The sequence below is a fragment of the Dyadobacter sp. CY261 genome (assembly GCF_021440085.1).
In the GTDB taxonomy this organism is placed as follows: domain Bacteria; phylum Bacteroidota; class Bacteroidia; order Cytophagales; family Spirosomataceae; genus Dyadobacter.
In genome coordinates, this window is sequence record NZ_JAKCPW010000002.1 from 509,173 (window position 1) to 532,904 (window position 23,732).

Annotated in this window: 22 protein-coding genes and 1 riboswitch; of the genes, 2 read left to right on the forward strand and 20 right to left on the reverse strand. The window is 49.2% G+C overall.

Annotation, left to right across the window (positions count from 1 at the left end; genetic code table 11):
- Positions 1 to 169: 169 nt before the first annotated feature.
- The 4 genes from LZD49_RS09315 to nuoB all read right to left on the reverse strand — a co-directional run bounded on the left by LZD49_RS09315 (position 170) and on the right by nuoB (position 4,934).
- Complete coding sequence (locus LZD49_RS09315; RefSeq protein WP_234667068.1) at positions 170 to 2,005, reverse strand: hypothetical protein; 1,836 nt, start codon at positions 2,003 to 2,005, stop codon at positions 170 to 172.
- Between the two features lie 76 nt (positions 2,006 to 2,081).
- Complete coding sequence (locus LZD49_RS09320; protein WP_234667069.1) at positions 2,082 to 3,761, reverse strand: hypothetical protein; 1,680 nt, start codon at positions 3,759 to 3,761, stop codon at positions 2,082 to 2,084.
- A 93-nt stretch (positions 3,762 to 3,854) separates the two neighbouring features.
- Positions 3,855 to 4,397, reverse strand: a complete 543-nt coding sequence (locus LZD49_RS09325; protein WP_234667070.1) for an NADH-quinone oxidoreductase subunit C — start codon at positions 4,395 to 4,397, stop codon at positions 3,855 to 3,857.
- A 6-nt stretch (positions 4,398 to 4,403) separates the two neighbouring features.
- The gene (nuoB, locus tag LZD49_RS09330) at positions 4,404 to 4,934 is read right to left on the reverse strand and encodes an NADH-quinone oxidoreductase subunit NuoB (protein WP_255720977.1); all 531 of its coding nucleotides are present in this window, start codon (positions 4,932 to 4,934) and stop codon (positions 4,404 to 4,406) included.
- A gap of 133 nt (positions 4,935 to 5,067) precedes the next feature.
- Between nuoB and LZD49_RS09335 the strand changes: the two genes are divergently transcribed.
- Entirely contained in the window at positions 5,068 to 5,811 is a 744-nt protein-coding gene (locus tag LZD49_RS09335) for a hypothetical protein (RefSeq protein WP_234667071.1), read from the forward strand.
- A 1-nt stretch (position 5,812) separates the two neighbouring features.
- On the opposite strand, the gene LZD49_RS09340 is transcribed toward LZD49_RS09335, so the two are convergent.
- From LZD49_RS09340 to thiS, 12 genes are all read right to left on the reverse strand, one after another.
- Positions 5,813 to 6,148: a helix-turn-helix domain-containing protein gene (locus tag LZD49_RS09340; RefSeq protein ID WP_234667072.1), complete on the reverse strand. Its 336-nt coding sequence runs from the start codon at positions 6,146 to 6,148 to the stop codon at positions 5,813 to 5,815.
- A 181-nt stretch (positions 6,149 to 6,329) separates the two neighbouring features.
- Positions 6,330 to 6,797, reverse strand: a complete 468-nt coding sequence (locus LZD49_RS09345; protein WP_234667073.1) for an NADH-quinone oxidoreductase subunit A — start codon at positions 6,795 to 6,797, stop codon at positions 6,330 to 6,332.
- A 62-nt stretch (positions 6,798 to 6,859) separates the two neighbouring features.
- On the reverse strand, positions 6,860 to 7,741 hold the full coding sequence (locus tag LZD49_RS09350) for a sulfite exporter TauE/SafE family protein (protein ID WP_234667074.1): 882 nt from the start codon (positions 7,739 to 7,741) through the stop codon (positions 6,860 to 6,862).
- Positions 7,742 to 7,856: 115 nt separating this feature from the next.
- Positions 7,857 to 8,996 (reverse strand): ATP-binding protein, encoded by a 1,140-nt coding sequence (locus LZD49_RS09355; RefSeq protein WP_234667075.1) that lies wholly within the window; start codon positions 8,994 to 8,996, stop codon positions 7,857 to 7,859.
- A gap of 104 nt (positions 8,997 to 9,100) precedes the next feature.
- Positions 9,101 to 10,042, reverse strand: a complete 942-nt coding sequence (locus LZD49_RS09360; protein WP_234667076.1) for a nitrilase family protein — start codon at positions 10,040 to 10,042, stop codon at positions 9,101 to 9,103.
- A 71-nt stretch (positions 10,043 to 10,113) separates the two neighbouring features.
- On the reverse strand, positions 10,114 to 10,920 hold the full coding sequence (locus LZD49_RS09365) for a helix-turn-helix transcriptional regulator (protein WP_234667077.1): 807 nt from the start codon (positions 10,918 to 10,920) through the stop codon (positions 10,114 to 10,116).
- A gap of 2 nt (positions 10,921 to 10,922) precedes the next feature.
- The gene (gene moeB, locus LZD49_RS09370) at positions 10,923 to 11,972 is read right to left on the reverse strand and encodes a HesA/MoeB/ThiF family protein (protein ID WP_234667078.1); all 1,050 of its coding nucleotides are present in this window, start codon (positions 11,970 to 11,972) and stop codon (positions 10,923 to 10,925) included.
- Positions 11,973 to 12,055: 83 nt separating this feature from the next.
- On the reverse strand, positions 12,056 to 13,174 hold the full coding sequence (gene thiH / locus LZD49_RS09375) for a 2-iminoacetate synthase ThiH (protein WP_234667079.1): 1,119 nt from the start codon (positions 13,172 to 13,174) through the stop codon (positions 12,056 to 12,058).
- Complete coding sequence (locus LZD49_RS09380; RefSeq protein ID WP_234667080.1) at positions 13,164 to 13,931, reverse strand: thiazole synthase; 768 nt, start codon at positions 13,929 to 13,931, stop codon at positions 13,164 to 13,166. Before LZD49_RS09380 ends, thiH begins: the two co-directional genes overlap by 11 nt.
- Entirely contained in the window at positions 13,925 to 15,292 is a 1,368-nt protein-coding gene (locus tag LZD49_RS09385; RefSeq protein ID WP_234667081.1) for a thiamine phosphate synthase, read from the reverse strand. Before LZD49_RS09385 ends, LZD49_RS09380 begins: the two co-directional genes overlap by 7 nt.
- The gene (gene thiC / locus LZD49_RS09390) at positions 15,292 to 17,199 is read right to left on the reverse strand and encodes a phosphomethylpyrimidine synthase ThiC (protein ID WP_234667082.1); all 1,908 of its coding nucleotides are present in this window, start codon (positions 17,197 to 17,199) and stop codon (positions 15,292 to 15,294) included. The genes LZD49_RS09385 and thiC overlap by 1 nt, the downstream gene beginning before the upstream one ends.
- Before the next feature lie 42 nt (positions 17,200 to 17,241).
- Entirely contained in the window at positions 17,242 to 17,487 is a 246-nt protein-coding gene (gene thiS / locus LZD49_RS09395) for a sulfur carrier protein ThiS (RefSeq protein WP_234667083.1), read from the reverse strand.
- A 72-nt stretch (positions 17,488 to 17,559) separates the two neighbouring features.
- Positions 17,560 to 17,655: riboswitch (TPP riboswitch) on the reverse strand.
- Positions 17,656 to 17,796: 141 nt separating this feature from the next.
- Here thiS and LZD49_RS09400 point away from each other — a divergent pair.
- Entirely contained in the window at positions 17,797 to 18,300 is a 504-nt protein-coding gene (locus LZD49_RS09400; RefSeq protein WP_234667084.1) for a GNAT family N-acetyltransferase, read from the forward strand.
- A gap of 108 nt (positions 18,301 to 18,408) precedes the next feature.
- Here LZD49_RS09400 and LZD49_RS09405 read toward each other — a convergent pair whose 3' ends face one another.
- The 4 genes from LZD49_RS09405 to LZD49_RS09420 all read right to left on the reverse strand — a co-directional run bounded on the left by LZD49_RS09405 (position 18,409) and on the right by LZD49_RS09420 (position 23,690).
- Positions 18,409 to 19,515, reverse strand: a complete 1,107-nt coding sequence (locus LZD49_RS09405; protein ID WP_234667085.1) for a bile acid:sodium symporter family protein — start codon at positions 19,513 to 19,515, stop codon at positions 18,409 to 18,411.
- Between the two features lie 96 nt (positions 19,516 to 19,611).
- On the reverse strand, positions 19,612 to 20,544 hold the full coding sequence (locus LZD49_RS09410; RefSeq protein ID WP_234667086.1) for an RraA family protein: 933 nt from the start codon (positions 20,542 to 20,544) through the stop codon (positions 19,612 to 19,614).
- Positions 20,545 to 20,598: 54 nt separating this feature from the next.
- On the reverse strand, positions 20,599 to 22,386 hold the full coding sequence (locus LZD49_RS09415) for a CocE/NonD family hydrolase (RefSeq protein WP_234667087.1): 1,788 nt from the start codon (positions 22,384 to 22,386) through the stop codon (positions 20,599 to 20,601).
- A gap of 32 nt (positions 22,387 to 22,418) precedes the next feature.
- Positions 22,419 to 23,690 carry an amidohydrolase/deacetylase family metallohydrolase gene (locus LZD49_RS09420; protein ID WP_234667088.1) on the reverse strand — a complete coding sequence of 424 codons (1,272 nt, stop codon included), beginning with the start codon at positions 23,688 to 23,690 and terminating at the stop codon, positions 22,419 to 22,421.
- Between the last annotated feature and the right edge of the window lie 42 nt (positions 23,691 to 23,732).

The following is a 23,732-nucleotide window of genomic DNA, read 5'->3' on the forward strand; positions in this document are numbered from 1 at the left end:
AACTTTTGGCAGTTGCCTGACGATTTTGAGCAGGGGTACGTCCAAAAATTCCACAAAGTTAATCCTCATATCGGAAAATGGAGGGATTGATGGTTGAAATAAGTATAAATTTTTAAAAGACTATGGTTAACGTATTGAAAACCAGCTCCTTGAAAGGTTGGTTTTCGAGTTATTGGAAAGGGGCAATGGCTGGGGCGGAAATATCAAAGTCGCGCAGGCGCAGGGGAACATTGCCGGAAGTGGCAAAACGGGTAGGGGATGAAAGTTCAGGGATATTGAGGTAGTAACCGAAGCGCAATTGGAGCGTATTGAATGTCAGATTTTCATTTCTTAAACGTAATCCGAGCCCATAGCCCTGGTATAGCGGGCTTTTCCAGAGACGCGGTACGCCATTGACCAGCCCTAAATCCGCAAAAACAAAATAGGCGATCCGGAAACCTAAAAGGCTTTTGTCAGAGAAGAAAACAGTTTCAGTGCCGACGGTAAGCTTCTTTGTTCCGATCAATCTATCATTATTAATACCTCGTATCCCACGGTCGCCGCTGATGTTGAGATAATCGAGTGGGTCCCGGTTGATACCTTTGGCAAACCTGATATTGACGAACTGGCGGAAGAAGCTGTGGCGGAAGGGGATCAGATTGCTGATGTAGTTGATCTCTCCATTGATCACGCCCTGTTGTGCCTTTCCATTTTTTGAATAGGAACCGAGATTAGCCAGACCATACATATATCCGAGGTTATGAGGAAGGTACTTGCCTGTCGCAAACTGAATGCCCCCGTAACCGCGTGCGCCAAATTCAGTATTTTCCCTCCCGATCGTAAGTGCAAAAAGGCTACCGACCGGTACGTCCTCCGTACGGCCAAAGCCATAGATCAAAACGTCCCGTTTATAGTTCCGGTTGGAGAAACCCAGGCTGACGAGCGTCGCCGTACGGTTCCAGTAGTTCTTGTTAAGATCAGCTGCAACATCCGGTCGCTTGTCATAATTGTATTTATTATGCCTGAATGCAGTGACGATCCGGGAGTTTTGGGCCAGCTTGGTATTGGTAAACGGGAATTTGAAAGAGCGCCCAATCCAGAAATCGTAGTACTTGTAGTCGGTTAGTAGCAGAGCCAACGAGTCTTTGGTTTCTACCACACGCCTGTTTTGCATAGTGTTGTAATGCCCGATTTCAAATGCACCCGCATATTTTGTCTCTGTCGTTATGAATCGCCTGTAAAAGCGGACGGACTGTTCTCTCAGCTCGCGCTCGAAAATCAGACTGGCTTGTGCCGTGATAAAGGTTTTGCCGATATACGGAACGGTGTAAATGGCCCGAAACTGAAATTTCCGGACGGAGTCTTTCGAATCCCAGCGGATGGCCGTTCGCTGCGAATGGGTGGTTCCCCGGACATTGATGTTTTCCAGTCCGACCCTGAATTTGTTAAGGGAACTGAACCCTCCGGAGAAATTGAGCGACCATGCATCCTGGATCAGCACCATCACATCGGCCATCCAGGTTACATCTTTTCTGGGGATAACAACGATACGCGCATCGACGAACATCCTGTTAGAACGCAGCAGACGTTCGGTATCCTTCAAAACATGCGCCTGAATGTCGTCACCTTCCGAAAAGAGTAGAAATGAGCGCCGGATAATGCCCTCCCGGGTGTTGGTATGCACACTTTTACTTAAAAACCTTTCCAACTGGTTTCCCTTTCGGGTGGTGTCGTAAACCGATTCGCCAAGGATATTCAGCTGCCGGACGTAGATTTTCCGGATCACCATTCCCTCGTAGGGTGTAAAGGGGTTAGTTTCGATTTCTTTTACCTCCGTAACCTTTCCCTGGTTGTATACGTCCCTGAACAACAGCCGGTACACTGCCCGTGAAAACTTGGTTTTGGACATCCGGGCTTTGAGATTGGTGTAGCGTATACTATCGCGGCTGTGGGTTTCCAGGCTGTCGGGGTTTTGGGCCGAAGCAGCAAAGGAAAGCATCAGAAACAACAGTAAGTATCTACACATGGGTTTACCAGGAATCCAAATCAACTGTCTCTTAACGCACAGGCGCCCACGCCAGGTATGCTATGCTCAACAGAGTTCACTGTCGGCTAGCCTCGATGAGTGCCTGGGCTGTTTTTTCCGTTTCCCTTGGTGAAGTAGCATTTTTCGCCGCGAACTTGCCATTAGGCCGGACGATGGAGAATGTGGCCAGGTCCAGCGGGTTAAGCCGGAACAGCAAGTCCATCGCCTGGTTCTCATTGACGGACATATGAATACCTTTCAACCTATGTCTCACGATATATTGCCTCAGCAACGCGTCCGGAACGGTATAATCGTCAGTTGAAAGATGCAGAAACAAAAAGACGATGTCTTCGGGCAACCGCGCCTGCAATGCGGGAAGGAAATCCAGCTCTTCACGGCTTTTCGCGTCTTCGATGTTCCATTTTGCGATATATACGGTTTTCCCTTTCAAACCGTCCAAAACACCATTGAACCAAGTATTACCCCGGTCGTTCGAAGCAGTAAGGAAGTAGCCGGGCAAAGCTTCCACAGGCTCCGTCCTGGCGTTTTTGAATTCGACGAGCTTGCGGATGTCGGTGCTGTCCTTTACTTCCAGCTTCACAATTTCGTCAAGCGACTGTTTGAACTGCGGAATACCCGCCCGGGATTGAATATGGCTGTTCAACTGAAGCTGTTGCGGATAGGTATATTTGTAAAGGTTTTTCGCGAGATAGCGCACTTTGAGGAACTCCGTGGCGGTGCTGTCAAACAAATCGCCGTAAATGCGACTTTCGCGCTCGAAGTTAAACAGCAGGTTGAGTACCATTTCGTTACGGGCGAAAAGCTTGTTCATGAAATCAAGTTCACCTTTTTCAGCAAGTCCGTTCGCATTGATCTGGTCGAGATGGTGACGGTCTTCTGCGGACAGGTTTTTTGCATTGTCGCGGATCAGTGACGCCATCAGTTTTACTGGCAGGGAGTTGGTCCGGCTTGGGTTATCGAATTTTTTGCCTTCCACCATCAAGTCGGCATAATTACCAAAGCGGTTCGCCCAAATCACGCGCTGTCCGGTGAGAGGTGCTTTTTCGAGCCGTTTCAGGCTGTCCAACAGGCTTCTGCTGACTTGATATTGGTTGCTCAATGCGTGTTCATATAAAAGCTGTAACTGCTCTTCATCGGTAATTGCCTTCGCCCATTGATACAGGACCGGTGATGCAACCGTGTTCTGTGTCGCGGCTTTGACTGACCCTAACCTTAATTCTCCCCGGCCTTCGGCGCTGAAACGTGCGTCCGATGGGCTCTTTTCCCAGAATGATCTGAAAAAATCCGTACCGAAAGTTCTGCTAGTGGCTAGCCGTTGGTTTTCCGCGGCCAGATATAAAGGGTATTGGTTGTTGGCATCTGCATTCACTCCTGCGAAATAGAACAGCTTTTTGGCCCTGCCAATGGAATCGCCATCGAAGGTGATCTCAACAGTCCCGGGTGATCCGAGGAATGTGGTAAATGCTTTGCCGCCATAATCAAGGTAGACCTCTTCTTGTGGAAAAAGTATCGGCAGCGATACACGGAAGCTGCCATCGGGCTGTAAATCGGCCTGCTTGGTCAGTTCGGACTGTGGTTGCAGGACATTATTGCGCGAAAAAGTAATAAACGGAGCCTGGCGATAAAGTCTTCCATTGAGATTGTTAATCCGGCCTTTGACGATAAGTGAATCGGTGTCGGCGAATGCCGGAAGCATTGAACCAAGAAGGAAGGCGGTCAGTATGATGAAGCGCATGCGGGTGATCATTAAATTTAGTAACGAAAAATAATGAGGCTTTTTCATGCTACCAAATATGTAGGCCTATTTACCGAATGCAATGAACCGTAACTAAGCCCTATCCGGATCATTGGTGGGTTCCGCGGCCTTGCCGTCCGCATAACGGACGTAAATGCCGTGGTATCTTTCCTGCGCATCGTAATCTTTCCTGAGTGGGTGGCCTTCCCAATCCTCCGGCAACAAAATGCGACGGAGATCGGGGTGCCCTTCGAAGGTAATGCCCATGAGGTCAAAGGCTTCCCTTTCATGCCAATCGGCCGTGCGCCAAATGTGGCTGACAGTCGGTACAACCGGCAATATACCTTCGGATGTATTTCTTGAAAAAATGGTTTTCAAAATAATGTCGACGCCATAGGGAATGGATGTCAGATTGTAAATCAATTCCATTGTGTCGGCTGCAACGCCGTTATCGATTGCCGTAATGCAGGCGAGGTAATCGAAATAAAGCCTTTCATCCTGCTGTAAAAACTGGCAAATGGTGGCAATTCCCTGCGGAGGGACAATCAATGCAGGTTGCGGGTTTTTGGTGTCGGCCTGGATAGAATACTCGGGGAACCGGCTGGTAATAATATCGGTAATCTCCTGAAAAGTCATAAGCAACTAGGATAAAACGGCTTTCTGGTCTGCGGCTTCCATTTCGAGGAAGAGTCCGGGAACGGCCTCCTGTTTGCCACGAATTTTTTCCTGTAATTTCATAAACCCGCCAATAAGGGCTTCGGGTCTTGGCGGGCAACCAGGTACATATACGTCAACCGGAATAATTCGGTCGACACCTTTTACGACATGGTAGCCATGCTCCCAATAAGGGCCTCCGCAATTAGAGCAACTGCCCATTGAAATCACATAGCGCGGTTCCGGCATTTGTTCGTAAAGACGGCGGATCCTGTCGGCCATCTTAAAGGTCACGGTCCCGGCCACGATCATCACGTCAGACTGCCGGGGTGAAGGCCGGGGCATGATCCCGAAGCGTTCGAGGTCATAATTGGCAGCGTAGGTCGCCATCATTTCAATGGCACAACAAGCCAGGCCGAAGCCCATGGGCCATAGCGACGACAGCCGGGCCCAGTTCATCAGGTCTTCCGCATTGGTCAGGATAATGCCACCGTCGCCGGTTTTGCTACGTTCACTCATGAATATTTTTCAGGATGCCTCAAATTTGGTACGGATATTGCTCTATAATACACGCTTCCCATGCAAAACTAACCATATTTGGCAAGAAACCGTTTCAGGCCACGTTACAAAACAAACACAACACATCAACTATATGAAACACAAATTACTCATCAGTTTTCTGTTTTCGGCCTTTTGCATCGGAAAGGCATTCGCCCAGGCCGATTCCACCGTCCGGATCTTCAAAACCGGCATGGCCGTTTACGCCGAGTTTGGTTTGCTTCCTAATAATAAGACTTTACGCGATCAGCTTTCCCGTTTGCAGGTCAAGCCATTCACTTCATTTATGGGAAATCTCGTGCTCGCACGGCGTACAGAATCGGAAAGATGGATCTCGGAAGCCAGGATCGTTATCATGAACAGCACCAATTACACGACAGACCGTGATGTAAGGAAAGCTTATCTGAATGGATTAGGTATAGGCACGGATGGCGGCCCGAAACTTGTGAATAATGCGCGTTGGAACGTAACGATTCCGCTCGGTGCCGATTTCATGCTTTACAGATTGAATATCAAAAGCAACAACTCGGTTACGGCGCAGCAATTGCTCAATAACCCGTCGGCGTACCAGGCTGTGAAGCTTTACACGGCCAATATCAACCTGCATGGCGGTATCGGCGTTGATTACAAAATGAATTTTTTACCCAAAATCCATGAAAAGGTATACCTGAGCGCGAAGCTAACTTACCACCAGCCCGTCCTCGGACGACGCAAATGGAAAGGCGATAACGTAACCGTCGACGACCTGTCGCGATTGAAAGTTAATCAGTTATATACGCAGATCGGGCTGGTATTCTTTCCCCGGCCGCACATGAAAAAATGGACCGGGATGCATTAAGTTACACCCCCTTTTTTTCGGCTAACAGCAGACGTAACTGATTTTCCAGGATTTTAATGTAGGTATCCTTGTCTATGTCGTTAAGCGATTCAGCGGAAAACTGTCCGGCGGCTTTGTGGCTGATAAGCTCCTGAACGGGGCGATCCGAAATAAGATCGGGTACAGTTGTGTGCAGAATTTCGGACAGTCGTTTCAAAGTATTGACGCTCGGATCGGTGCGCCCGGTTTCCAGTTCATTGTATTGTTCTTCATTGATGCCGAGTGACGATGCCACAGAAGTAACGGAATATCCTTTGCCTTCCCGTTTGGCGCGCAAGTTTCTTGCGAAAGCCTCCATAATGTTTTGTTGATGATGACAGAATAGGTAATAAGCCTGTAAAGTCGGCATTTTTTTAGTAACTGTCAATATAATTCAATAAAACAAATCTACCTTTTGATAAATTATAACTCTGGTTATCAGAATGTTATATATCCAGGTTAATGGCAAGTAATTGGAGGGTATTGAGTTGTCGGTGTGGCTACTTCTTATAACGCTCATTTACCTTCGCGTACAGATCCGCGGGGACGGGTGATTTGACTTCGGGGATTTGTGGTTTGGGTAAAACCCAGTCGAGGTAACCTTTGGCCCAGGCGTAGGCGAGGCCCAAAATGAGAATGCCAATGAATACGGTCATTTCTGCCATAGCGAACCAGCCCCATTGGCCGTTCGTCTGCTCGATGAGTTCCTTGCTACCGAATACTACCGACCACGGAAAAAGAAAGAGCAATTCTACTTCGAAAAGCACGAAAATCAACGCAACGACATAAAACCGTACGTTGAACTGAATGTTCGCATTACCCAGCGGCTCTTCGCCCGATTCGTAAGTCGCTAATTTCTCTTCATTGGGTTTATGCGGGCGCAGGAACTTCGCAATGGTCAGCATCAGGCCGAGCAGTATCAACGCTGCGATGATGAAAAGAAGAATATAACCGAAATCGGAAAGCATGGTCTTGTGCCTGTTTTGTGCAAAACTAGGCAAAATGCGTCGGAAACCGAGTAGATCAACTATTAAAAGCTCAACAGGATTGTCCGGATGCTCAACCCGATTACCAGCACGCCCACGAGCAGCATCAGTGGTTTGCGTTTGATCTTACCTACCAGCATCGCGCCGAATGGAGCTGCCATTACGCCGCCGACGATCAGGCCCAAAACAACTTTCCAGTTGTCGACACCCGTAAAAAGCATGAAAGTGATACCGCTCGCAAAGGCTACGGCAAATTCAGCCGCATTCACTGATCCGATTGTATAGCGCGGATCCCGGCCCTGTCCGAGCAAGGTAGAAGTGACGATTGGCCCCCAGCCGCCTCCGCCAATGGAATCAAGAAAACCACCCGTCGCCGCCAATACGCTGATGCGTTTTGTTTTATTCTTAATGAAGGTTTTTTGCAATGCCTTGCGGATGATGATCACGCCAAGTACCAGCATGTAGAACGCTATAAATGGCTTGATAAAATTGCCATCGATTACGTCTGCAAGCAGATATGCACCGGTTATAGCGCCTAACACCCCCGGAATCAGCAGGCTTTTGAAAAGTTTTTTATTGATATTCTTGAAACGGAAATGCGAGATTGCCGACGCACCGGTTGTGAACATTTCAGCAAAATGCACGCTGGCACTGCTTACTGCCGGTGTGACACCAAGACTTAGCAAAAATGAGTTGGAGGTAACCCCATACGCCATTCCCAATGCGCCGTCCACCAATTGTGCCGCCAAACCTACCAACACGTACAGCGCGAACTCGCCTGTGAGAAAACCTGTCACTTCTTCCGTATTAATCGCAATGACACCATTGGTGATCAACAAGCCAAGAAGCAGAAGAATGGCCGCGGCCGGAACAATATACCAGGTCGGAGACGAGGGCAGTTTGAGCGAGAGGACTTTGGCGAGCATTACCTTCAATTTTAGAATTTTGGAATATTAAGATTACAAAAATAGCAAAACTATTTAATCTACGTAATTGATAGATTATTAAATTTTACTTAAAGTGCATGCTTGCAATTCCTTTTCAGATTAGGCCTGTGACAAAATCGATGAAGTTGTCCTGATTGATCCAGTGGGTCGTGGCGTCGGGATAAGCTTCACGAAAAGCCTTGGGAAACTTGATTTTTGAGTCCTTCCATTTGAACTCATAGCCACTTAGTTTCTCATTGGCAACTTCGAGCCAATCCAGTTCCTGTTGGTCGTAAGTTCGCCAGAAATAGGTGAGTGGTGTTTTTCGGGAGTAGAAATTGAATTTCAGCCTTTCTGCAACAAGATAGTTCTCCCACAGGCTGCCAATGTCGGTACGCTGGTTTATCGGAAGAAAATTGTTGATCAAAGCGTTGCGTATGCCATTGTCCAAAAAATACCATTTGGATGATTTGGTAACTTCCTTGCGCAAGTTTTTACTATATCCTCCCATACGGATAATGATAAAAATCTTCGAGAACAGATCCAGATATCTTTCGATGGTGTTTCTGTCAATCTGGAGAGTTTTTGCAAGTTCGTCATATGACACTTCCTGACCGGTTTGGTAGGCAACTAGTTGAAGCAGTTGCAACATTTTGTGCGAATAGCGAACTTGTTCAAACATCAAAATATCTTTCAGCAAATAGCTACTGACAAGTTCCTTGAGGTAATCTGCCTTGGCGTCGGAAGTTTCCAGTTTTAAAACTTCGGGATAGCTACCATAAATAAGACGCGTTTCCAGTTGCTGTTTAGTCTCAAGATAGTTCTCCTGCTCTGACAATTCCATTTGGGCCATTGGAAAGAGTTGATATCGAATTTGGCGGCCCACAAGCGGCTCGCCCGTCTTGTTAGACAATTCAAAAGCAGATGAACCACTCGCCAGGATAGTCAATTTGGGGAACGAGTCGATCAGCAGTTTCAGCGACTTGCCGATTTCCTGCACTACCTGTGCTTCATCGATAATGAGCAGGTCGATATCACTGACCCATCGCTGAAACGAAGCGACGCGTCTATCTGAAAGCAGCGCGGCAGAATCGATGTCTTCTGCATTCAGGAACAGTGATTTTCCGTCAAATTGTTGTTCTATTGTCCTCAGTAAGTATGTTTTTCCAACACGGCGCGCACCATAAAGAATTAATACCTTATTGGAATTTATTTTATCTAATATCTGGGAAATAATGAGCCTCGAAAAATCCATTTTTTCGTAATTGGTTGAACCTATTCAACGAATTTAGCTAAATTCGTTGAATTAACGCAACGAATTTAGCTAAATTCAGTAATTTGATGCAACCAATTACGGTTTTACAGCCAGACTACCTTTTGCTCCGAAACATGCTTTCGCCCGATAATCTCCCCGTAGAGTTCCGGCCTACGGGCCTGAATGTAACGATGGCCTCCGGCAAGTTGAAGCTTTTCGGGGGTGAGCGTGGCAATGGTAAAACCATTATCCAGCTTCCGGCATTCAGCGATGATGTCGCCAAAAGGATCGATAATCATAGAGCAGCCGTTTTTCAACTGGTCGTCGTCCATACCAATCGGATTGGAGAAAATCGCGTAAATGGCATTGTCGTAGGCGCGGGCCGGAAGCCACTTCATAAGCCAGGCTCTGCCTTTGAGACCGTCGAATTCCTGGCGTAGCGTGGTGGGGTCGGCTTCGCGGTTTTGCCAAAGTTGCGGATCGACAAAACCGGCTCCCGGACGCGTGGAAGGCGTGCACATCGTTACGTGGGGCATAAAGACAATGTCGGCCCCCAGCAGTTTTGTGGCCCTTACGTTTTCAACAATGTTGTTGTCGTAGCAGATCAGGATGCCGCATTTCCAGCCAAACAAATCAAAAACCACATACTGATCGCCCGGTGTCAGATGCGGATTGATGAAAGGGTGCAGTTTACGGTATTTGGCAACCAGGCCGTTTTTGTCGACGCATACATATGCTTTGTACATTTTGTCATCCGCATCTTTTTCGAATAGTCCGGCCAGCACGACGATGTTGTGCTCAGCAGCGATGTCCTGTAATGTGCGGATGCTGGGCCCGTCGGGAATGAGTTCTGCTACTTCAAGCAGTTGCTCTTTCGATAAATGCCTGGCAAAAGTGTAGCCGGTGATCGAGCATTCATGGAATGCGATAACCTGAGCGCCTTCCCGGGCGGCTTCACCGGCTATCTGGCGGATGACAGCAAGATTATAGTCCTTGTCGCCGCTTTTGTTTTCAAATTGAGCAGTAGCAATTTTGATTGGTTCCATAGCCAAGTTTTTTACTCAAAGCTAGTTCCCAAAATATAAGTTGTATTGTACAAACCCGACAAGGGGAAAAATTACCGGCTAATCTGTATCAAATTGGCAGCCAGTAAATTCTGTGGACTGAGATATTGCCCGGGTGTCAGTCCTGAAAGGTTCTTCATCTCCCTGATCAGGTGCGCCTGATCGAAAAAGCCCGATTCGCAGGCAACGCCGGCCAGCGAAAGGTCTCCTGGTTTACGACGCAGCATTTTCAGCGCATATTGCATGCGGGTAATGCCCGCGTAACGTTTGGGTGAAATCCCGATGTATTCTTCAAACTTGCGTTGCAGCTGTCTTTCTGTAACGCCGGCGAGTGCTATGAGCCTGGAAACAGGGACCAGACCATTTTCTGCATGGATGAAGGAAATGGTATTAGCGACCAATTTACCACCGGAAGTACTGTCTTGCAATTGGGATATCAGAAATGTTTCGACTGTCCGAATCTTGTCGGAAACAGTGGTTGCAACAGCGACTTTGTCGGCAAGAGGCTCTGCATTGCGTACGTACAGCTCATCGCAGCCAATGATCTGGTTTCTCAGTTCCGATGCAGGAACCCTGAATAGTGCAGCCGCCCCGAAAGGATGAAGCACCGCAATCAGCAACCGAATCTTTCCGCTGGCATGCACATTACGGAAGGTGTCTAGTTGTCCATACAGAAAGCTTGCAGGAAGCCGGGTATTACCCTGCGAAATCGTGGACTCGTAGGATAGCGGGTCGCCATAGTTAAAGACAACGCCTGTATTTCCGTCTGAAAAGATGCGCATCACCGCATTTCGGTCGGTTTCAATGACCAAAAAATGCCGGACGATGCCGGAAAGCAAAGGTGTTGGTTTGATTTGCATGGTTACCAATGCTGCGCCCAGAAACTTCGACCTTCGTAGCCGCTTTGAGCTAGTAATTTGGCGGCTTGCAGGCTGCGTTTGCCACTGTTGCAGTAAAAAACAACCGTTTTACCGGAAGGAAAGTTACAGATACTTTCCGGGATTTCGGATAACGGGATGTTTTCGCCACCAAAATTATCAGCTTCAAATTCATTGTATTCTCTCACATCCACAAGCAAAATCTGGTCGGGAACCGATTCCTGCAAAACTTCGAATTCCTCGTACGACATTTCGTGTATGGCTTCTGCAACCGGCTTGTTCGATGCCGATACATTACGAGATCTGGCAGGAATTGCAGCTTCTGAACGGGAAAACTGAAAAATGGTATGGTTATTAGAAAGTGTGTTGATTACCAATAACTTCCCTGACAATGGCTCGCCAATACCGGCAATGATTTTGATCGCTTCATTGGCCATATAAGTCCCGATAATGCCGGGTAACACGCCCATAACTCCGGCTTCGGCGCAATTGTCGCCTTCTTCTGCGTCCGGGAAAAGGCACCGGTAGGTTGGGCCTTCATTATAATTAAATACAGAAACCTGCCCTTCGAAACGCAGAATGGACCCAAAAACAAATGGTTTCCCCAATTCTACACAAAAATCATTGACCAGGTAACGCGTTTCAAAGTTGTCGGAACCGTCGATTACCAGGTCGTAAGCGCCCAATAAATCGGCTGCGTTTTCAGCATTCAGCCTGTCGGGATAAGCTGTGAGCCGTACGAACGGATTGAGCAATGAAAGCTTTTCGACAGCCGTAATGGCCTTATTTTTCCCTATATCATCGGCCGAATACAGTATTTGCCGGTGTAGGTTTGTCAGGTCGACAATATCATCGTCAATAATCCCGATTTCGCCCACGCCAGCCGCCACCAGGTATTGCAGCACCGGGCAGCCAAGACCGCCCGCGCCCACAACTGCAACTTTGCCCGCCGCCAACCTTTCCTGGCCTGCAAGGCCCATTTCCGGCATGATAATCTGCCTGGCATATCGTTTGCGCTCGATGGGGGTGAACATGGGGGTTTTGAATGATTGAATGATTGAATGATTGAATGAGTGAATGAGTGAATACCTGAATAATAACTAAGATATTCAGTCATTCACTCATTCAAAATTAAACCCGCGTCCCAATCCTTCCAAACGGCCTCATAGCCTGCTCCGCGGATCATCTGTGCAATTTCGGCGGGGCTTCTATCGTCGGAAATCTCAAACTGTTCCAGTGATTCCGGTTCGACAGCGTAGCCACCCGGGTTGGTTTTAGAACCGGCGCTGATGGATGTTACACCCAATTGAATGCAATGGTTCCTGAATTTCTCGGATTCGCGTGTGGACAGCGACAGTTCCACTTCCTCGTTGAAGATCCTATAAGCACAGATTAGTTGCACCAGTTCGCGGTCGTTCATCTCGACTTTCGGTTCCAATCCGCCCGAAAACGGTCGCAGTCTCGGGAAAGAGAGACTGTAACGTGTCTGCCAATACTTTTTTTCGAGATAATGCAAATGCAAGGCGGTGAAAAAGCTGTCGGTGCGCCAATCTTCCAGACCGATCAATACGCCTAGCCCCATTTTGTGAATACCTGCTTTTCCCAGTCTGTCGGGTGTTTCGAGGCGGTAATTGAAATTGGCTTTTTTGCCTTTGGGGTGGTGCTTGCGGTAGTCATCCTGATGGTAAGTTTCCTGGTAAACCAGGACAGAATGGAGACCCAGCGGAATCAGTTCTTCGTATTCGTGCTGATCCAGCGGCTGCACTTCCATCGAAACCTGCGCGAAATGAGGGCGGATCATTTCCAATACTTTTTTGAAATAGGCCACATGTACCGTTTGGTTTGCCTCACCGGTTACGAGGAGCACATGTTCATAACCCATGGATTTGATCACTTCCATTTCTTGCAGTATTTCGGTATCCGTCAAAGTGCGCCGACGCACTTTGTTGTCCAGACTGAATCCACAATAAGTGCAGATATTGGTGCACTCGTTGGAAAGGTACAACGGCACATACATTTGAATGGTTTTGCCAAAACGTTTTTGTGTGAGCTGGTGGCTCAGCTTTGCCATTGGTTCCAGAAACGCCTCAGCGGACGGAGAAATGAGTGCCTTAAAATCTTCCAACGTTCTTTTAGGCGATATTAATGCCCTTTGCACATCCGCCGCCGTCTTGGAATAAATGCTTTCCCTGACGTCATCCCACTCATATCGTGCAAATTCTTCCTTAAAGCTCATCCAGAAATGCGGTTAGTGGGCTGCTGGCTGTTGCCAGATTTCCCTGTAATCCTAATCTTGCTTCGAATGCCATTCTCCCCGCCTGAACTGCCAGCCTGAATGCCTCCGCCATAGCCACCGGATCACCGGCGACTGCGATAGCGGTATTCACCAGCACTGCATCTGCTCCGATCTCCATCGCTTTTGCCGCGTCCGAGGGCGCTCCGATGCCGGCGTCGACTACCACGGGTATATTGCTTTGTTCAATAATAATTTCAAGGAAATCGATGGTTTTTAAGCCCTTATTGCTGCCAATGGGTGAACCTAGTGGCATAACCGCCGCTGCACCGGCTTCTTCCAGCCGTTTACATAATACCGGATCGGCGTGGATATAGGGCAGTATCACAAAGCCCATTTTTGCCAGTTCCTCAGTCGCTTTCAATGTCTCGATAGGATCGGGGAGGAGGTACTTGGGATCAGGGTGGATTTCCAGTTTAAGCCAGTTGGTTTCCAGTGCTTCCCGTGCAAGCTGTGCGGCAAAAACGGCCTCTTTGGCCGTGCGTACGCCTGAGGTGTTGGGTAGCAGGTTGATGTGGGTATGCGCAAGATGGCGGAGGATATCGTCACTCGCGTGGTGTATATCCACGCGCCGCAGTGCCACCGTCACCAGTTCGGAGCCGGAAGCAAGCAAGGCTTCCTCCATCACCTTCGCCGAACTGAACTTGCCGGTGCCGGTGAAAAGGCGCGATGAGAATGTTTTATCAGCAATGGTCAGCATAATGCTTGTTGAATTTGGTAAAAAAATTTCTGCGGATTGAGTGCGGCGATGAGCGATGAGGACATGGCGACACCGTAAACACCTGCCTCGCGAAGTGGTTTAATGTCGTCCGCTCCAATGCCTCCGATGGCAATGACCGGTGTAATATAACCCGCCTCAGCCATGCGCTGCATCAAAATACGATAGCCCTGCAATCCAAGAATGGGGCTGAGATTTTGCTTTGTCGTTGTAAACCGGAAAGGGCCCAGCCCGATATAATCGGCGCCTTCTTTGATCCTGCGCACCATATCCTCGAATGTGTTGGCTGTACCGCCAACCACCATCTTTTCGCCCACAAGGGAACGGGCATCGGGTACCGGCATATCCGTAAGGCCCAGATGCAACCCATAAGCTTGTACGGCCAATGCAACCCGGGGGAAGTCATTGATAATGAGTTTGGCACCATAGCTGTCACAGAGGCGCGTGGCTTCCCAGGCGATAGGCAGCACTTCCACTTCGGGCTTGTTCTTTACCCGAAGCTGTATCCAGCGGCAGCCAGCCTCCAAAGCGAGGCGGATGCTCTCGATATGGGAGATCTCAACTGTTTCATTGGATATAAAATGAAATCTATCGATAAAAGAAGATTTATGCAGACTTTCGAAATCCCCCGGTTGAAACCGGGGGCAATGGATTGCTTTTGCATTCGATTGATTTTCTCCAGAGCTGCGCTCAGAAGCAGCAGCCAAATCCAATGCCCCGGGTTTTAACCCGGGGATGGCAGATGATTGCAATAAAGCAAGATGCTGGAATTGTTTAAGGGCATTTTCTGGACTTTGCCAGATGCAGCCAAGTACTGCTGCACCATCAAAGCCCATGTTCGTTGAGGATTCCAGGTTTTGTGCATCAATTCCCCCCAGCGCAATCACTTTACCAGGAAAGCCCAATCGGTCTAATTTGAAACCTCCAGGAAGTGCAGCCTTGTAATTTTCCTTTGAAATACTATGAAAAACAGGCCCTACAAACGCATAATCAAAACAAGTGGAGAGTGCTTTCAGGTCGGCAGGATCGTGCAGAGAAGTGCTTAGCGTGAAACCTTTGCTTTTCAATGCTTCCAATGTCTCGTGATCCTGCAAAAGCCTGTTCCTTTCAGTAAAATGCAGCCCGGTAATACCAAATGCACCCGTCAATTCGTGATGCTGATGCAATGCAATACGGTCGCGGAACTGTGGATCAATGTTTTCAAGCAATGCAAGTAGCTCGTTCTCTGATGCCTCGGGCTTGCGTACGTGTAAGCGTGCAAGCCCGGAGACGAAGAGGTCATTGATCATAACAGCTTCCCCGGATAGCATTTCGGGATGGGTTATAACAATCAGTTCTTTCATCACAAATAAATTTCACTTCCCCTCTCCGTAAACTCCCGAGCCTTCTGCTGCATTCCTTCGCTAAGTGCCGCTTCCGTAGCTAATCCATTCTCTTCAGCATAATCGCGGACATCCTGCGTAATCTTCATCGAGCAAAAATTAGGACCGCACATCGAGCAGAAATGCGCCACCTTAGCACCCTCGGCAGGTAGGGTCTCATCGTGGAATTCACGGGCCGTGTCCGGGTCGAGGGCGAGATTGAATTGATCCTCCCAGCGAAATTCGAAGCGGGCTTTGCTCAATGCATTATCCCGATACTGTGCGCCGGGGTGGCCTTTGGCGAGGTCGGCTGCATGGGCGGCGATTTTGTAGGTGATTACCCCGTCTTTCACATCCTTTTTATTGGGTAATCCTAAATGCTCCTTCGGTGTCACGTAGCAGAGCATGGCCGTTCCGAACCAGCCGATCATTGCCGCACCGATGGCTGAGGTAATGTGGTCATAGCCAGGCGCAATATCAGTCGTCAGCGGCCCGAGCGTGTAGAACGGCGCTTCGTGGCAGTGCTTCAACTGTTTCTCCATATTCTCCTTGATCAAATGCATCGGCACGTGACCCGGGCCTTCGATAATGGTTTGGACGTCGTGCTTCCATGCGATTTTGGTCAGTTCACCGAGCGTTTCCAGTTCTGAGAACTGTGCCGCGTCGTTGGCATCGGCAATGCTGCCTGGACGGAGGCCGTCGCCGAGCGAGAATGCAACATCATAGGCCTTCATAATCTCGCAGATCTCCTCGAAATGCGTGTATAAGAAATTCTCTTTATGATGCGCCAAACACCATTTCGCCATGATCGAACCGCCGCGTGACACAATACCGGTAATGCGTTTAGCCGTCAGAGGAATGTAGCGCAGCAACACGCCAGCGTGGATAGTGAAGTAATCGACACCCTGCTCGGCCTGTTCGATAAGCGTGTCGCGGAAAAGCTCCCAGGTGAGATCTTCGGCCTTACCATTCACTTTTTCCAATGCTTGGTAAATAGGCACGGTACCAATGGGAACCGGTGTGTTGCGGATGATCCATTCGCGGGTTTCGTGGATGTTCTTGCCTGTCGATAGGTCCATAATGGTATCCGCACCCCAGCGGCACGCCCAAACGGCCTTTTCGACTTCCTCTTCGATGCTCGACGACACGGCAGAGTTGCCGATATTGGCATTGATCTTCACCAGAAAATTACGTCCGATGATCATCGGCTCACTTTCTGGGTGGTTGATATTTGAAGGGATTACGGCGCGGCCTGATGCAACTTCTTCCCGCACAAATTCGGCGGTAATGTGGTTTTTCGGGGTATTTGCACCAAAGCTGTGCCCTGCGTGCTGTTGCGCCAATGCGCCCGCTTTTCCATTCACGGAAGCCAAACGCGCGTCGATGCGCTGGTTTTCGCGGATGGCGATGTATTCCATTTCAGGCGTGATAATGCCCTTTTTGGCATAATGCAGCTGGGATACGTTCTGGCCTGCTTTTGCACGAAGCGGTTTGGTATTGTGGGCGAAACGCAAGTGATCCAACCTGCTGTCGGCGAGGCGTATTTGGCCATATTCCGATGTAATAGTTTCCATTTCCTCCACATCTCCGCGCTCGCGTATCCATTTATCACGTAACGCGGGAAGCCCTTTTTTGACGTCTATATCAATATTTGGATCGGTGTAGGGGCCGCTGGTGTCGTAAACTGTCACCGGCTCATTAGGTTCGCTTGTGCCGAGTCGGCCTGGACGGGGGCGGTCTGAGGGCAGGCTTCCGTGAATGCGGGTGTCGCTTAGGGAAATCTCCCGCATAGCCACGGAAATGTCGTGGATTTGTCCTTTTACATATATTTTCCTGGAATTGGGAAAGGGGGCACGGGTAATGGTTTCGGGTGTTTTCTCGGTTTTCATAAAGTTCCTGGTTAAATGGTGGGAATATGAACAATGCGTTACCTAGCCGCCTTGCGTGGCAGTAATGAGGGTGATCTGGTCGTTGGGGGAGAGCTGGCGGGTGTGCCAGTCGGATTTCGGGACTACGGATTGATTGATGGCCACGGCAATGCCTTTGCCGGAAGTGGCTTGGCCAGGGATACTGTTGGCAGGCCCGCCCCCGCAAGCCGAAAAAAGCTCGGACACAAGTTGCCCTACCGTGTAAGAGGCGGCGATTTGACTTGGTTTACCGTTGATGGTGATTTCCATTCCAATTGAGTTTTAGAAAATAAAAACCTTAGGAATGGACCTATGAAGAAAAGAATAGACGGAGCTACGTGCACGGTAACTCCTGCTTTTCCCTTCGGCAGTACTAGCTGCATCAGGTTCAAAGGGTATGATCTCAGTCCGCATGTCGGGACACCCCTAAAGTTGAAGCAAAGCTATTCGAAATTCACGATTTTCAAAAGAATTAGAAAAAAACGTAAGGTCAAACGCGGTTAGGACGTGAAAATTTTTAAATTATAAGGTATTTTTGACCCTAAATAATAAACCTACATAACGACCTGCTTTATTTTGATGGATTTGATCATCAGAAGTGCCGCCCCTAAGGATCTGCCTTCGCTGTTGGAAATTATCAACCACGCTATTCTGAACACCACGGCTATATATGACTACGAACCCCGGACCGTGGAAGAACAAAAGGCCTGGTTTGAACAAATGTTCTATGATGGTATGCCTGTAATCGTTGCCGAGCTGGAAGGGGAAGTGATCGGTTATGGTTCCTACAATATATTCCGTCCCAAAATCGGGTACAAATTCAGTGTGGAGCATTCGATTTATCTTGATGAGAAGTCACGCGGGATGGGTGTCGGAGGCAAGTTGCTTGGTAGCCTTATCCAACGCGCGAAGGAATCGGGCCTGCACACGATGATCGGCTGCATTGACGCTTCGAACCGCGCGAGCATCGAATTTCATAAAAAATATGGTTTTGTAGAAAAAGGTTATCTCAAAGAAGTAGCCTATAAATTCGATCAATGGCTGGATTTGGTTTATATGCAGTTGTTGTTGGAAGAAGATTAAAGGGAGGATGGAAGAAGTAAGAGATGTCAGTTTGAGCGCATGACATTCATTACAATACACGATAACATAACAAAAACAAGGCGCAGTGTTTAGCTGCGCCTTGTTTGTTTAATGGGCTCTTCCCGTTTCCACGTAAGTCTCTTCATCGCCGGTTGGCTTGCTTTGCCACCACGACGCGAGGATAGAGCCGGTAATATTCATCAATGGGCCAAAAATTGCGGGGGCTAATCCGACGGTAGCCATTTTCCCCATTTCCTTCGCGATACCGGAAGCCAGACCTCCATTTTGCATCCCTACTTCAATAGCAATCGTGCGGCAGTCGCGCTCGCTCATTTTGAACAAACGGCCCGACCAGTAACCGAGCGTGTAACCCGACAAGTTGTGGATCAATACCAATAAAAGCAATGCAGGTCCGATGGTAAGCAAACTATCACGACCGGCAGCGGTGATGATCACGATAATGAATGCGATCCCGCCCATTGAAACTAATGGCATAGCGGCATCGAGCCATTTCACCTTGCCGCTGAAGAGTTTATTGAAAACCAAACCAGCTCCGATCGGGATGATCACCATTTTAATAATATCCCACATCATATGCAGCGTATCGATTTTCACGAACGCACCTGCTAGCATGCTCATCAGGATCGGTGTTACGATAGGGGCTAGCATGGTAGAAATGGCGGTAATGGTGATCGACAATGCAAGGTTCGCTTTCGCGAGGTAGGAGATCACATTGGATGCCATACCGTTTGGTGAGCAGCCGATGAGGATGATACCTGCCGCGATTTCAGGTGGGAAACCGCTGAGGTTTGCGAGCGTGTAGCCAATGGTTGGCATAATGATAAAGTGGCTTACAACGCCAATAAGTACGCCTTTCGGCATTTTAACTACACCTACAAAATCCCCGAAGCTCATGGAAGTACCCATCCCGAACATGATGATCTGGATCAAGGGGGTAATGAGCGCGGCCAGTTTAAAATCGCCGACAGTCAGGAAATGCTGCGGATAGTACAGTGCGGTTGTTACTGCTGAGAAAATGACGGTAGTATAGGTAAAACCTTTCAGTTTTTCATAACCGCGAAAGCTAACGGCAAGCGACAAAAAGAACGCGATAAAAAACGGACCGGCCGAGGGAAGGTTGCCGGTGAAGGCCAGGTAGAGCGCTACCAGCAGACAAACCACAGCGACACCTGACATGAGCTTGTAAATATTCATATAAATGTATTTAAAATGCAATTTTAAAAATGCGAAAGAAAATTCCTGTCTGTGTTACCAAACAGGAAATGTTGAAAAACTGGCAGGATTACTCGCTTACCAGGTTCTTTTTTTCATGTATTCGTCTAATTCCGAACGCTTCATGGGGATTTCGTTCGGGTTTTTATCGAGCCATTTCAGAAAGTCGGTTTTCAAAGTATCGCTCCACTGGCTGTCGATCTGGCCGGGGGTGTATTTGCCTTCTTTCAGCATCTGAATACCGAATTTGTCACGCAGTGCGATGAATTCGGCCGTTTGCACCACTTTCTCGACCATATGTGCGGGAATGAAGATCACACCCTCTTTTTTCGCCAGTACGAGGTCGCCGGGAAGGACAATCGCGCGGCCAATGCGGATGGGAGTGTTCAGGCCGGTAAGTACTTCATCTTTCAGGTAGGACGGGTCGAAATCGCGTACAAATGCATTGAAACCGGGTATTTTAGATAAGCCATCCAGGTCGCGCGCCGAAGCGTCGAAAATAACACCGTTTCCTGTTTTGGCAAAAATAGAATTAGCCAGGTTATCGCCAATCAGCGTTCCTTCCACGATCTTGCCCATTCCGTCGGCTACATATACGTCGCCTTTTGTGAGCACATCAATCGGCCAGGAATTGGTGTTCCCGATGCGGCCGTTTTTGGTACCGCGTTCTTTAATATTCTTTTCGATATCGGGCCGTGAAGGCATGAACTGCGCCGTTACTGCGCGTCCGGCAATTACGACGTCGTCATGCACAATTTTCCAGTTGCCTTCAAACTGGCAGTTGTATCCATCATTTTTGAGTACAACCCAAGCTTCCTCTGTGTTGATTTCCTTCGCGCGACGGACGAGCTCGTCGGAGATTTTGGGACGACCGTCGGGGAAGCGTTCGCCTTTCCATTCGGATGTCAGGAAAATGAGTTCTTCTTTCGGGATGGTCTGCGACTTTACGGTCTGCAGGCCTCCGATGGTGAGGGTCAGGATCGTGGTTAAAGAGAGAATCGGTAATTTCATGAGATAAGAAAAAAGAGTTCAGCTGAAATTGAGTGGATAAAATTAGGCAAAATATCAATGTTGACTAAGATCGGTGACAACAGGCAGCACAATGTGGCTCAGCTTCGTACCGCCGTGGTGGATCGTCTGCTGGGCCACTCTTGTTTTGGTGCTCGTCCCCAGCGGCTCGCCGGTATTGGGGTTTCTGTCAAATTGCGGAAAGTTGCTTGATGTAATATCGACCCGGATGCGGTGGCCGGGCTGGAACACATTAGCGGTTCCTGTCATTTCGATTTCGTATTCATAAACCTGGTTAGGCGTTAGCAGCTTCACTTTATCGAGCCCCTCGCGGAACTTGGCGCGGATAATGCCTTCGGAAACAGGCATGGCAAAACCGTCGGGATATAGATCTACAAGTTTTACCATCCAGTCGGTATCGCGGCCGTCGGTGGCGGCATGGAGCTTCATTTTGACCGGGCCCGCGATCGTTACGGCTTTATCCAGGAAGTTGCTTGTGTAAACCAGTACGTCCTCACGTTGTTCAAGCGGGCGCTGGTCGCGCGGACCGGAGGGGGTAGGCGTGCCGCAGCAGTTGTTGCCGCCGGTAGTAGGCACCGGGCTTTGCGGGTCGTAGCGGTAAGTATCGGTGTTGGTTTTCGAGGGCTTTTCAAATGACAATGTGCCCTTTCCGCGAACGGAATTGGCATTATCACCACCTAGGTACAGCTCTTTAAACTGTGTGCCCGGAATAGGCCAGTCGGTTTCGGCTCGCCATTGGTTTACACCCATATAAAAAAGACGCACCGGTTTGTCGGTTCCGATAGCGTTTTTGACACCTTTCAAATGGTAATCATAAAACGACAGCTCGGTCTCAAACTGGTCTACATACGCGGCAGGTGTGAAATCCACATCCCCGAATTTCTGCGAGGGACCATGGCCCCACGGACCGATGATCATCCGTGCCCCATTGCGGGCTTCGGGTGTGGCTCCTTTGTTTTTCATACCGACATACCCATTGATGGTACCCATCACGAAAATGTCGAACCAGCCACCGGAAACGTAAGTCGGGACTTTGATTTTATCAAAACGCTCTTCGTCGCTGATGCCCTTCCAGTAGTCGTCGTAGCTTTCGTGCTTGATCCAGTCGCGGTAATGGGGTACAATTGCTCCCGCACTTTGAAGGTCGCCATCCTGCAAAGGCAAATGCATGAGGATATTGGCATATTTGAGCTCTTCGGGAGTGAATGCCTCGGTGTGCCAATATTGCGGCAACATAATGCGGTTGGGCATGCGCACCACGCCCCAACCGTAGTTGAAACTGAGGCGGAATGCGCCACCCATGGTGATCCAGTTGGCATAAATATTCGTGGAGGCCAGCGAGGGGAATGCGGCCACGAGGTGCGGCGGATTCAGGCTCGCGGCCTGCCACTGGTTGTGTCCGAGATAGCTTCCTCCCTGCGTAGCTACTTTGCCATTCGAAAATGGCTGTGAGGCAGCCCATTCGATGGTGTCGTAGCCATCCTTCGCTTCGTCGCGGAACGGTTCCCATTTGCCGTCGCTCTCGTAGCGACCGCGCACATCCTGTACTACCACCGCATAACCGTGCTGCGCAAACTTGATCATGGTTTGGTGCACCCCATCGCGCTGCGAGCCGTAAGGCGTGCGCGTCACGATCGTAGGGTAGCGACCGGGTGTTGCGGGCATGTACACATCTGCATACAACACCACACCGTCGCGCATACGCACAGCCTTGTGGCGCTCGATGCGGATCTCGTTTGGCGGATAAGCCGCAATGAGGGAAATAGCGGACGAAAGAACGGCCATGACCGCCAGCATTAAGCCACGAAGGGATTTCAGCATCATTACATCACACTTTTAGAGGTTTTTCGGGAGAACTATCTTCTCGAAACGACGATCGGGTTGGTCAGACCATTGAGGTCATACACCACTTTACCCGCACGGATCGTCACTTCCGCTTCCAGTTTTTGCTTGCCCTGCACTTTGGTTCCAGTGTAATCAAAGAAGCCAAATGTACCGGTGTCGTTCATCTGAAACTTGCCGTCGAGCACGCGTAATACCGATACGTCCGCACGCGAACCTACGGAGAGGTTCCCCAGTTCTTCGCGGTGAATGGCTTGTGCCGGAGCCCAGGTGCTGGCTTTGATAACCGCTGGCAGGTCCATACCCATGGCAAGGAATTTGGACATTACATTCAGCATATCTTTCATCGCATTGTTCATACTGCCCGTATGAATGTCGGTGCTGATGGTGTTGGGGTAAAAACCGGTTTTCACCGCTGGTACCGCCTGCGAGAATGCGAAGCTGATACCGCCATAGCCTACATCGAAAAGGATGCCTTTTTTGCGCGCTTCATACACAAATGGCTTCACTTTCCCTGCTGCCACGTCCACGATCGGTTCGCGGCTGCTGAGCTGGCCGAAACAATGGGTGAAAATGTCACCGGGGCGGAGGTGTTTCGTGAAAAGCTCTTCGATGGGCAATACAGGTTGGCTGCCGCCGAAGTCGATCATGACCGGAATGTTGGCGAGCTTGCCGGCTTCCACGGCACGGTCAGTGGGCGTCCAGTTGTAGCCATTAAAGTGCGCGAGTTTGATACCCACAATGTATTCGGGATATTCCTTCGCGACTTTGGCGGTAGCGGCAGCGTCCATATCTTCGACGTTCTGCTCGTAAGTGCCGCCGCGCATGCCTTCACCTACAATGTTCAGGAACGAGAGCACGCGGGTCCTCGAAATATCAATGGTTTGTTTCTTGAAATCGGGGAAGGACTTCCAGCCTGCACAGCCGGCGTCGACTACGGTTGTTACGCCGGTGCGGAATGTGAAGCCGTCGGGAGGGAGGGCATTGGGGCCGTTACTGTAAGTCTGGTCCATTTTGGTGCCGTAGAAATTGTGGGAGTGGATGTCGATCAGGCCGGGCGTTACGAATAGACCTTTGGCATTCACCACCTGCACGCCTTCCTTGGCGTCGATGTTTTTGGCAACGAGCATCACCGTATCGCCCTTCAACGCGACGTCCATAATGCTGTTGACGTTGTTTTTAGGGTCGATAACGTGACCACCCTTAATGACGACAGAATATTTCTGTGCCTGCACGATGCCAACAGAACAGAATAGGGCTGCGGCAATTAATACTTTTTTGATCATGGATTTGGGGTTAGGAAAACATTATATAGGTAAGACAAAAAA